Source organism: Cecembia lonarensis LW9, assembly GCF_000298295.1.
GTDB lineage: Bacteria > Bacteroidota > Bacteroidia > Cytophagales > Cyclobacteriaceae > Cecembia > Cecembia lonarensis.
Window position 1 is genome coordinate 1 of record NZ_AMGM01000114.1, and the last position, 10,254, is coordinate 10,254.

9 protein-coding genes and 1 pseudogene are annotated in these 10,254 nt (G+C 42.1%); all 10 read right to left on the reverse strand.

Going from position 1 to position 10,254, the window contains the following annotated elements:
• Positions 1-119 precede the first annotated feature (119 nt).
• The gene (locus B879_RS19055) at positions 120-3,098 is read right to left on the reverse strand and encodes an AsmA-like C-terminal region-containing protein (protein WP_009186858.1); all 2,979 of its coding nucleotides are present in this window, start codon (positions 3,096-3,098) and stop codon (positions 120-122) included.
• Positions 3,099-3,182: 84 nt separating this feature from the next.
• The gene (locus tag B879_RS19060) at positions 3,183-3,974 is read right to left on the reverse strand and encodes an inositol monophosphatase family protein (protein ID WP_009186859.1); all 792 of its coding nucleotides are present in this window, start codon (positions 3,972-3,974) and stop codon (positions 3,183-3,185) included.
• A gap of 158 nt (positions 3,975-4,132) precedes the next feature.
• Complete coding sequence (gene rsmI, locus B879_RS19065) at positions 4,133-4,852, reverse strand: 16S rRNA (cytidine(1402)-2'-O)-methyltransferase (protein ID WP_009186860.1); 720 nt, start codon at positions 4,850-4,852, stop codon at positions 4,133-4,135.
• A gap of 1 nt (position 4,853) precedes the next feature.
• Positions 4,854-5,081, reverse strand: coding sequence for a 4a-hydroxytetrahydrobiopterin dehydratase (locus B879_RS19070; protein WP_009186861.1), 228 nt, complete (start codon positions 5,079-5,081; stop codon positions 4,854-4,856).
• 10 nt (positions 5,082-5,091) lie between these two features.
• Positions 5,092-5,358: a DUF493 family protein gene (locus tag B879_RS19075; protein ID WP_040401261.1), complete on the reverse strand. Its 267-nt coding sequence runs from the start codon at positions 5,356-5,358 to the stop codon at positions 5,092-5,094.
• Between the two features lie 104 nt (positions 5,359-5,462).
• Positions 5,463-7,574, reverse strand: a complete 2,112-nt coding sequence (locus tag B879_RS19080) for a peptidylprolyl isomerase (RefSeq protein ID WP_009186863.1) — start codon at positions 7,572-7,574, stop codon at positions 5,463-5,465.
• A gap of 74 nt (positions 7,575-7,648) precedes the next feature.
• A complete protein-coding gene (locus B879_RS19085; RefSeq protein ID WP_009186864.1) occupies positions 7,649-8,935 on the reverse strand; it encodes a hemolysin family protein in 1,287 nt (428 codons plus the stop codon).
• Positions 8,935-9,144, reverse strand: coding sequence for a hypothetical protein (locus B879_RS19090; protein WP_009186865.1), 210 nt, complete (start codon positions 9,142-9,144; stop codon positions 8,935-8,937). The genes B879_RS19085 and B879_RS19090 overlap by 1 nt, the downstream gene beginning before the upstream one ends.
• Positions 9,145-9,148: 4 nt before the next feature.
• Positions 9,149-9,691, reverse strand: coding sequence for an LPS export ABC transporter periplasmic protein LptC (gene lptC, locus B879_RS19095; protein WP_040401264.1), 543 nt, complete (start codon positions 9,689-9,691; stop codon positions 9,149-9,151).
• A gap of 90 nt (positions 9,692-9,781) precedes the next feature.
• A pseudogene (locus B879_RS19100) lies at positions 9,782-10,254 on the reverse strand (tetratricopeptide repeat protein); the annotation flags it as partial.

Genomic DNA, 10,254 nt, shown 5'->3' on the forward strand with positions numbered 1-10,254 from the left:
TCGACTTGACAGGCTCTAATTGGGCTCATTCGAAGTATAAGCATACATCTTCATTCACCCGCTTTGAACTTGCCTACCGATAGGAAGGGCTGGCATACCTGAGGCTCTTTCGGCAAGCCCTAATTATCGTTTTTCTTAGTCGTATCCGGTTTGGCAGGTCTTGGACGAAGAACACCTTTCAGCAAACTTTTGGCTTCCTCTACCGCCTTTCCTTTCACTTCTTCCACCTTTCTTTCGGCTTCTTTTTTGACACTGTCCTGAGCCATTTCAGCCTTTAGCTGTAATTCCCTTTTGATGCTGTCCTCTGCTGCCCTAAACTGCTGTGTTACCTGCTCTTGAATGTTTTCCTTCTCAGCACTCAACCTTGATCTCAGAGCTGTTGTTAAAAGGTTTTCTATACTCTGTCCTCCAGCCAGGGAGATTCTTGGACTGTTGTAAGTTCCTCCTAAATTTAAAGCGACCGGGATAAGCGTAGAAGCATTGGCTTGGGTACCCGAAATGGTTGCCAATAAGGTGTTGGCTTGTTCCCCAAACCTTCCAGCAGGTACCTGCATATTGATCAGGTAATTGATGGTTCCGTCAAACCCAGTACTTCCCTGAATATTGGCCTGATAATCCCATAATCGAACATCAAAGGGGCGTACATCCATCACTCCGTTTTTAATTTCAATGGGAATACTGACATTTCTAAACTGAATGGTATTGGTTTCATTGAGTTGGGTCAGGCCGGTGATGGTTTCCAGCAACCTGCTGTTACGGTAAGCAGCCTCTGCCACCCTAAGTAGTCCCTCAGCATTCAGAGAAGATAAAACAGGCATCATATCCTGCCCCAGGATTCCAGAGAAATTAATATTGGTGTTGAAATTCCCGGTCAAATGTTGTGCTACTGGTGCAAAAGCTTTCACTGTATTGAAAGATTCAAATGCCAGTGGAATGCTCAGGTTGGATAAATTCAGCCTGAAATCAAATTTTGGTGCAGTCAGGTCCCTTGGGTCATAAGCACCATTCATGGTGATTTGGCCCCCAAGCGCCCTCATTCCAGCATCCCGGAATGACAAAACTCCCTCTTTCAGATTGAGTGTTCCCCTTACCTCTTTAAGGTTTAAATTATCATAAATCACTTCTGCCACTGCTACAGTCATGCTAAAATCAATATTCTCGGGGAGCTGTATGACCTCTAATTCAGAACTCTCTTCACCCGATGTCATCCACTCATTCACATCAAAGCGGGAAGAGTTAAGGCTGAGCTGTCCTTTCAACACTTCATTTTCCTTCAAAACAAAATTCAGGTAGTTGGAAAGAAAGCCAGTGGCCTGCAGTGGACTTTGACCTACACGGGAATCAAACTTACTCAGATTAATCCTGTCAGGAGAGAATTCTGCCTGTGCCTCGTGTATCCTTACGCCTTGGGGCAAATCATTGGAAGTAAAGTAAAATTTGCTGAGTGCAATGTTCCCCCGGGTGTCCAGGCGGTTGTATCTGCCTTCTTCCACATCTTTATACGAGCCTTTGGTACTCAGGTCAGCCATGACCTTGCCTTCCATGATAATGTTGTCCATAGGGAAAATGGCCAACATCTTACCCAGGTCAACAGTACCCTGAACGGCGCCATCCCAATTCAATAAGGAGAAGTCAGCAATTTTTAACCTTCCTGAAATAGACTCATCTTCCAGGTCAAACCCAAATTGGCTTAAATCCACCAAAAAGTCATTCATTCTTCCGGTATTATTCTGGATTTTTGCAGAAACATTAAGTTTTTCTATTGGAGCAGGATAATCCTTATTTTTGATATAAGCATTGCTCAAAAACAACTGGGCATTGATGGCGGGTATTATTTGAGCTACGGAATCGTATCTCCCTTTGGCATTGGCATCTACATCCAGCAAACCCTTCAGGGTAGTGCCTTCAATCGGGAAAATTGAAGTCAATTCTTCCAGGTTCAACCGGCCCTTTAGCGCCCCTTCCATATCATAGCTGACCAGATTGGCCAATGTGAAATTCCCCGAGATGGGATTGCTCCCAAAGTTCATACTGAAAACAGGAATCTGAATGCTTGTATTGTCGAGATTGTCCGTTTCATTTTTGACCCGCATGTCAATCTTCACCTCACTGACCGGTCTAGGTAAATCCGGGTATTGAAAAAACCCATCCACAATTTTCAGCCCTACATCAAATGATGGAAAAGACGTTTCGGAGTACATGCCTCTAAAAAAGCCTTGAAAATTCATACTTCCTGAAGTATTCAGCCTACCAAAATTATCGGTATACATACCAGGAACTAAAGAAAGGATGCTTTTAAAGGTATTGTCCTTACCTTCAAAATTCAGGTCAAAATCAATTCCTTCCTCCGGCAAGGCCACATACCCATATAAGTCAAAGAAAAAGTCATTGATGGCAAAATCCCCATCACCAAAGGCAAACTTCATCTGCTGCATGTCCACATGCAGGTTGGTTTCCCCTTTAAAATTTTTATTTCTCAGGTAGTTGGTTCCTTCATAAGTAATTTCCGCAATCAAGGCTTCCGCCTGCAAAGGCAGGTCATAGACATCCAAAGTAAAATCCCCACGGCCTTCTGCTTTTACATTTCCCAAAGCCATGAAATAGTCCAACTCCCTATCATTGTATATGAAATCCACACCCTGAACTTCAATGAGGTCAACTGCCATGCGGAAATTGCTTTCCACCTCCTCTTCGGTGGGGTAGGTAATGTCATAATTTGCCCTGCCATCCTCTAGAACTTTTACATACACACTACCACCATCCACATGAATACCTGTGAGGGTTGGGAAATCATCAAAAATGATAGAACGTAAATTAAAATCCACCTGAAACCTATCCATATGGATCAGGGTATCATTCTGAAAAGGAGGGTTTCCAATGATGCCAATTTGTTCCATGGTAGCTGAAATATGCGGGAATCTCTTGAAAATGCTTAAGCTTACTTTGTTGATGTCAAAATATACCTGCGCATTGATGGAATTGGAAATTTCCCTGTCAATTCGCGCTGCTATTTTATCTTTAAAAATAAAGGGAAGAGCTATTAGGCTCAGCAGTAATACAATGAAAACGGCAAGGCCTATTAAGATGGATTTTTTCATGGTGACTGGTGTGGTTTTTAAATATTCAAACGTATTTCCCCATGAAAAGATATCCAAAAACCTTGCCAGCCACTGAATCAACCGCTACCAAACTTTCTGGATTTCAACATCAAAGGATTGATGGATATGGTTGTTGCTTGCTAAAACTTCACCTCCAAATAAATAATCCTTGCCCTGCCTGAAATCACTGACTTTTCCCCCCGCCTCCAAAACGATAATGACCCCTGCAGCTACATCATAAGGTTTTAGATCATATTCAAAAAATCCATCAACACGGCCACAGGCCACATAGCAAAGGTCTATAGCTGCACTGCCCAATCTTCGCAATCCATGACATTTTTCCATCAAAGCACGAAGCACCTTCAGGTAATCATCGATTCTTCCAAAAGCACTGTAAGGGAAGCCTGTTGCAATCAAACTCTCTTCCAAGGCCTTGGCCTGACTCACCCATATACGTTCTCCATTCAGAAAAGCTCCCTGTCCTTTGACGGCATAAAACAATTCATCATTGTTCACCTCATACACGACTCCCAAAACAATCTCCTCCTCATATCTTAGCCCTATGGAAACCGAAAAAACCGGGAGTCCATGGATAAAATTGGTGGTACCATCCAAAGGGTCAATGATCCAAGTATAGGACCTGCCATCCCTCGCTGCTGTTCCTTCCTCGGTGATAAAATCAGCCTGAGGCAGGATTTCCTTCAATTCCTTCACTATCAATTTCTCTGTTTCCTTATCAACATAGGAAACAAGATCATTCAATCCTTTATGTTCTACCTTATCCCGGTCAAAGCCTTTTCTTTCTTTGCGGATAAAATCACCCGCTTTTTTGGCAACCACTTTGGTTTGCTCTAAAACTTTTAATAAATCAACCATTTTTATTTTTTTACTTTTAATCTTTAAAAAAACCTTAACCTCTTTATGGTTGCTTCCGAAATCCGATTTTCGACTTCCTACTTTCCCCTATTTCCCAGCCTGCAACCTGGGCCATCGCTACCCCGATAGCTATCAGGGGCAGCCAAAGGGCTTATTTTTTACGCTCTGTCCTGCCTTTTTCCTCTCCCTTCCGTACCCTCTACCACCAACACAATTTCACCCTTAACCGGATGTTCTTCGTAATAAGAGATCAATTCCGCTAATGTACCCCGTACGTTTTCCTCGAAAACCTTAGTCAATTCACGGGAAACACTAGCCATTCGGTCGTATCCAAAAGCTTCAGCCAATTGCTGCAATGTTTTCATCAAGCGATGTGGGGATTCATAAAAGACCATGGTGCGGGTCTCTTCTATTAAATTTTGAATCCTCGTTTGTCTTCCTTTTTTGTGGGGCAAAAAGCCTTCAAAAGTAAAACGGTCATTCGGTAGGCCTGAATTGACTAAGGCAGGCACAAAGGCAGTTGCTCCGGGAAGGCAACTGACCTCCAAGCCTGCTTCTTTAGCTGCCCTGACCAGTAAGAAGCCAGGGTCAGAAATGCCCGGCGTACCTGCATCACTGCACAGCGCCATCATTTCACCCTTTAACATGCGATCCACCAATTTTTCAACGGTCTTGTGTTCATTGAAAATATGATAGCTCTGCAGGGGCCTATTGATCTCCAAATACTTCAGTAATTTTCCAGTAGTTCGGGTATCTTCCGCCAAAATGACATCTACTGCCTTCAATACCTCAATAGCCCTTAGGGTAATGTCCTTCAGGTTTCCAATAGGTGTAGGTACTAAGTAAAGGTTAACGGATTTTTCTTCCTCTGCAGACATCTCAGATCGCGTCAATGGCAGCGGCCAATTTTCTGTCTTTTTCAGTGATCAGATTACCAGTATCGTGCGTGGTCAGTTCAATAATTACCGTATTGTACACATTGCTCCAATTGGGGTGGTGGTTATGGGATTCTGCTAAAAAGGCCACCCGCGTCATAAAAGCAAAAGCTTCTTGAAAATCATTAAATTTAAAGGTTCTTTTTAATCGGTTATCTTCTTCTTTCCACATGGCTTTTTCTTTAAAGTGATATTACGCCTTCAATTTTTGATGCCCTTTCATATACGTCTAATATGGCCTCAGCGTTGGGCATCATGGCTTTAATAGTAGCCGACACATATTTACCTTTAGAAGATTCCTTCAAGGTCATTTTGTTGTTTGGCAATAAGGCTGCAATCTGCTCCTCCCTGCCATTGGGGACAATGAATTTAAACATATACAAAGAGGGAAAAGAAGTCTGGGCTTCTAATTTCTCCTTGAATGCTTCTCTGTCAAATGTAAACTTCATACTTGCAAATTTACTGGAATAACAACAAAGCTCCCAAAATAAATTCAACAACAAAAAACCCGCAGTCATAGCCGCGGTTTTTTTGTTTTTTTCTATGCTAAGGATTAGAAGAATCTATACCGATAGTCCTTAACATCTGCCAGATCTTCTAAGGCCATCATGATCATGTATGCCGTTCTTTGAGATGCATTTAAGGTCACCTGTCTCTGGAAGGCTGTATAATCCCCAACCTCAGCGGCAGGTGTGATGGCATTCAACTTCAACACAATGACCCCTACATCTTCATGGATGGGTTGGCTGATCTGACCGGATTCCTTCAGGCCAAATGCAGCTCCAATTGCCTTTGGTGCAAAGCCAACTCCCGGTAAAACAGAAGCACTCAACCTCAAATCCGGTGTGTTATCCAATGAAGCCTCATCCGGAAATAAAGCCTGCATTTCTTCCAAAGAAGTTTTACCTGCTAACCTTTGCTTGATAATCTCGGCCTTTTTGTCATTTCTAACCTGATTCAAAACCTGTACCCTTACCTGATCCAAAGAAGCAGTTCCTTCATCATAACGGTTCTTCAATATGGCTACTAGGTAAGTATTGTCCAATTCAAAGACTTCGGAAACTTTTCCAACAGAAGCATCATTGAATGCCCACCGGATCACTTCCCTAGCACCTTGCAAGTTGTTTAAGTTTCTGTCAAATGCACCTACATTATTGGCCTGAATGATTCTATATCCTTCTTTCTCTGCATTTCCAGCAAACTCTTTGGCATTTGAGGCAGAGGCAGCAAAGAAATCGGCATTTCTAAATACATCATTTCTCGTGGCATCACTTGGAATCAAGTCCAGTTCAAGTACCGCAATTTTATGCGTTTCTCTTCTTGGCAATTCCGTAATATCTATGATATGGAAACCGTATTCTGTTTCAACAAGCCTGTTGATCAAACCAGTCGTTCTTACGGCAAATGCTGCCTCAGCAAATTCTTCAACAAAATCCTCTTTGGCAAACCATCCCAGATCTCCACCTCTTTGGGCGGTGCCATCCTGTCCATATTGCGCTGCAGCAGCAGCAAAGTTCAACCCATCCTGAATTTCCTTCAGCACATTTTGTGCATTTGCCCTTACTTCAGCTATACCATCTTCTGAAAGTCCTTGGGTTCCAAAAAGAATATGGCTGGCCCTCATTCTAGGCGTACCATCGAATTTAGCTGTGATCTTGTAGGAGACATAAGTGGAACGATTGGTCAGGAAAGGACCATACGTTTCACCTGCTTCAATATTATCTACATTAGAAGTCAGAGAATTAGGCAAAGCATCACCGGGCAGTACTGTAAGGAATGGCCTGGCTGCCTCTGAATTCCTCAAAACAAAGACGGAGTCATTGCTGGCATTTCTCAACTCTTCGGTCAACTGTCGGATTTCAGAAATCACTGCTGCAGAGTCTTCGGAACTTGGTACCAGATTGAAGGCGACATATTCCAAATCAACTGCATTGGAAACCTTAAATTTTTCTTTGTTTTTGTTGATGTAATCTCTTAATTCTGCATCTGTGACCTGCACTTCTCCATCTGGGATGGCATAAAATGGAATGAATAAATGATCTACATCTGCAATAGAGTTTTGCATTTTGTGCTCCAATCTGCCTTCGGCAGTGGTGGCATATTCGGAAGTGGCAAGCAGGTTATCATACTTCACCCTCAACCTGGCATCTGCAAACAGACGCTCCTGTTGTGCCCAGAAAGCACGCTGCTCAGGCGCTGCAGTTTCCAATGACTGTAAAAATGCAATCAACTGTGACCTGTCAAATTCTCCGGTCTCTGGATTGATCAATTGTTGCCTGAGTTCAGCAATGATATTTTTCCCCTGCACCATATCCACCAATTCCTCATCAGAAATGGTAAGCCCTAAAGCTTCATACTGGGATGCAAAAACTTTCTCGACAATCAATGCCTGCCAGGCTTGTTCCCTGATGGAGTACATCTCATTTTCTGAAGGGGTTCTTCCTGTATTTTGTTGGAAGGAAAACTTCACCTCTTCAATTTTCTGTATATACTCCTCATAGGTAATTTTCTCACCTGCAATCTCACCTACCTTATTTGATCTTCCGCCCAATAGGGTGGAATTGGGACTTAAAATATCCCCTCCAACAAGGAAAAATATCAACCCTACTGCTATAACTCCGATTGCAAGACCTGTTTTCTGTCTGATTTTTTTTATTAATGCCATTCTACTGGATTTTTGAAGTGCCGCAAAATAATTACATCTGACGCTAAATTCAAAATAATATCCCTGTCAATAAATTACTTATTGTTATTCGAACCGGGATTATACTTGACTTTTAGCGTTTCGATCCTATGATCCTGCTTGGCCACGATGGTAAATGTTAAATGTCCAAAGGTAATACTTTGCCCCTTTTGGGGTATATCTTCTGTCAATGATAGGATAAAACCTGCTAAGGTTTCAAATTCTCCATATGGAAGCTCCCAATCATATTTGTCGTTCAAATAGTCTATTTCATGCCTTGCACTGATTAAGTATTCATTGTCTGAAATTTGTTGTTCAATAAGGTCATCAGTGTCATATTCATCCTGAATCTCACCAAAAATCTCTTCTATAATGTCTTCCATGCTTACAATACCGCTGGTACCGCCAAATTCGTCTACAACCAAAGCCAAACTTTTTCTTTCTTCAATGAACTGGATCAACAGCTCATTTGCCAAGGCAGATTCCGGAACAATGATAATCGGGGTAAGGATATCGATGATTCTTTTTGGCTTCTTGAAAAGCTCCAACTGATGACAATAGCCGATCACATCATCAATGGAATCCTTGTATACGATAATTTTAGAGTGACCGCTTTCTGCAAAAACTTCTTTGAGCTCTTCAATGCTATCCTCCACGTCTACCGCCACAATATCAGTCCTGGGTACCATACACTCCCTTATCCTAATGGATTTGAATTCTACAGCATTGTCAAAGATTTTCGTATCTACCTCCACTTTTACGTCCTGGCTGCCATGCAGTAGGTTATGCTGAATAAATCTATTGAGGTCAGTGACTTTAAAAACAGGCTTATCTTCACTGTATTCCAGTCCCAATATCTTAGTGATAAAAAATCGGGATAACCCCACCACCAACCATACGATGGGATACATTAGGTAGTAAATGACCTGAAAGGGAATAGAAAGTGTAGCCAATAACCTATTTGGGTTGAGCAGGAAAATACTCTTTGGCAAAAACTCCGCTGTCACCAAGACGATAATGGTAGAAATGACTGTCTGAATCACCATAATGGCAGCCTGGTTTTCAACATGGGAGGGCAGCCATGCTACAATCCAAGGTTCAAGCAAGTTGGCCATAAATATACCATACAGCACCAAGGCGATTGTATTTCCGATCAGTGTCGTCCCTATAAACTGCCCAGGTTTTTGTACAAATCCTGAAAGGATCTTTCCAGATAGATGGCCTTGTTTGTTTTGTAATTCAATATGCAGCTTATTGGCGGATAAAAAGGCTATTTCTATCCCCGAAAAGAATGCGGAAAAGAGCAGGGTAACCAGAACATAAAACAAATAATCCGTTTCCATTATTTTTTACCTCGGGCTTTATCCTTTTTAAATTCCTGATCTTCCTCTCCTGCTGCTTTATTTTGACGGTATTTATACCAAAACAGCAAAATCACCGCCAACATGAAAATAGGATAAGAAGCAAATAGCCCATGCATAATGGTCTGATGCGTTCCTATGATGACAAAGGCGGCGGAAAGCGAAAGTAATGCAATATTGCTGATTTTCATATCCTTAATCTTCACCGGGTAATATCGTCCGACTATTGGTTACTTTAAAGAGTTTGTATTCATTGAAGCCTTCATCTGCTTCCATTCCCGTACCATTGAAAATGGTTTCCCTTTCCTGAACGGTCACAAATTTTTCAGTGAATATTTTTTTGGCATTAGGATCCCAGAAAAGCTCCTCAGAGGAAAGCTTTTGCTCCTTTTCCAGATTATTGACCTGTACATCGCCTTCACCACGGTAAAGATTGTCCTTTTTGACATAAAAGCCCCTATCAGCCCTCATCGTTGTCGTAATATTTCCCTCCTTATCAAAAAAGGTAATTTCAATACCCTCGGGAAATTCCAGATCACCTCCGTCAAACTCCATTTGTTTGCTGGCAACCAAGTGTGAGCGCACGACTGCGGAATCGCTATGGAAAAGTTCTATATCATAAGCAGTACTCATTGGGCCATCATAAACCTCAAACATACTGCTGTCCACCTCATCCCCGCAAGATATCAGATGAATAGAAATAAAGATGAACAAGATTTGTAGGAAATGCGCCTTCATGCTTGCAAAGATACCAAAAGATTCCATATCAAGTAAGAACATAAAAAAAGGCAGCCCGAAAGCTGCCTATGGTATTTGAATCCATTCGTTTTAATCTCTGGTGGCCAAAGTCACAGTTTCACCAACCCAGCAACCTGTGCTGATAGATTCACCTGCCATTTTACCCTCAGTAAACAATTCCTCTTTAGATGGAAATCTTGCTCTCGCATCTCTCATACCATCACTGTTACCTGCTCTTTGGAATGCATTGTAAGCAGCAATGAACACAGAATAATCCTTGGCTCTGCTTTCTCCTCCCTTACAGTCATTGAAAGCACCCATGTAAAGATAACCGATCAGAGAGTAAGCCTCAGCAGTTTTTTCTGAATCCAATCTTGCAGCTTCCTGTGCTGCAGACCTGGCGGCAGATTTTCTACCCAACTGAGAATGAATTTTTGCCAAATCTATTTGAACATCCGCTTTTTGCTTGTCGTTTTCTGCCAGCGTCAATGCTTTTTCCAATACAGGCTGCGCTTTTTCATATTCCCTGTTGGACATGTATCTCATGGCCCTTACCTGAGAGG

Coding starts and splice junctions, on each gene's coding strand:
- B879_RS19055 (WP_009186858.1), bottom strand. CDS start 3,098: ATGAAAAAATCCATCTTAATAGGCCTTGCCGTTTTCATTGTATTACTG.
- B879_RS19060 (WP_009186859.1), bottom strand. CDS start 3,974: ATGGTTGATTTATTAAAAGTTTTAGAGCAAACCAAAGTGGTTGCCAAA.
- rsmI (WP_009186860.1), bottom strand. CDS start 4,852: ATGTCTGCAGAGGAAGAAAAATCCGTTAACCTTTACTTAGTACCTACA.
- B879_RS19070 (WP_009186861.1), bottom strand. CDS start 5,081: ATGTGGAAAGAAGAAGATAACCGATTAAAAAGAACCTTTAAATTTAAT.
- B879_RS19075 (WP_040401261.1), bottom strand. CDS start 5,358: ATGAAGTTTACATTTGACAGAGAAGCATTCAAGGAGAAATTAGAAGCC.
- B879_RS19080 (WP_009186863.1), bottom strand. CDS start 7,574: ATGGCATTAATAAAAAAAATCAGACAGAAAACAGGTCTTGCAATCGGA.
- B879_RS19085 (WP_009186864.1), bottom strand. CDS start 8,935: ATGGAAACGGATTATTTGTTTTATGTTCTGGTTACCCTGCTCTTTTCC.
- B879_RS19090 (WP_009186865.1), bottom strand. CDS start 9,144: ATGAAAATCAGCAATATTGCATTACTTTCGCTTTCCGCCGCCTTTGTC.
- lptC (WP_040401264.1), bottom strand. CDS start 9,691: ATGAAGGCGCATTTCCTACAAATCTTGTTCATCTTTATTTCTATTCAT.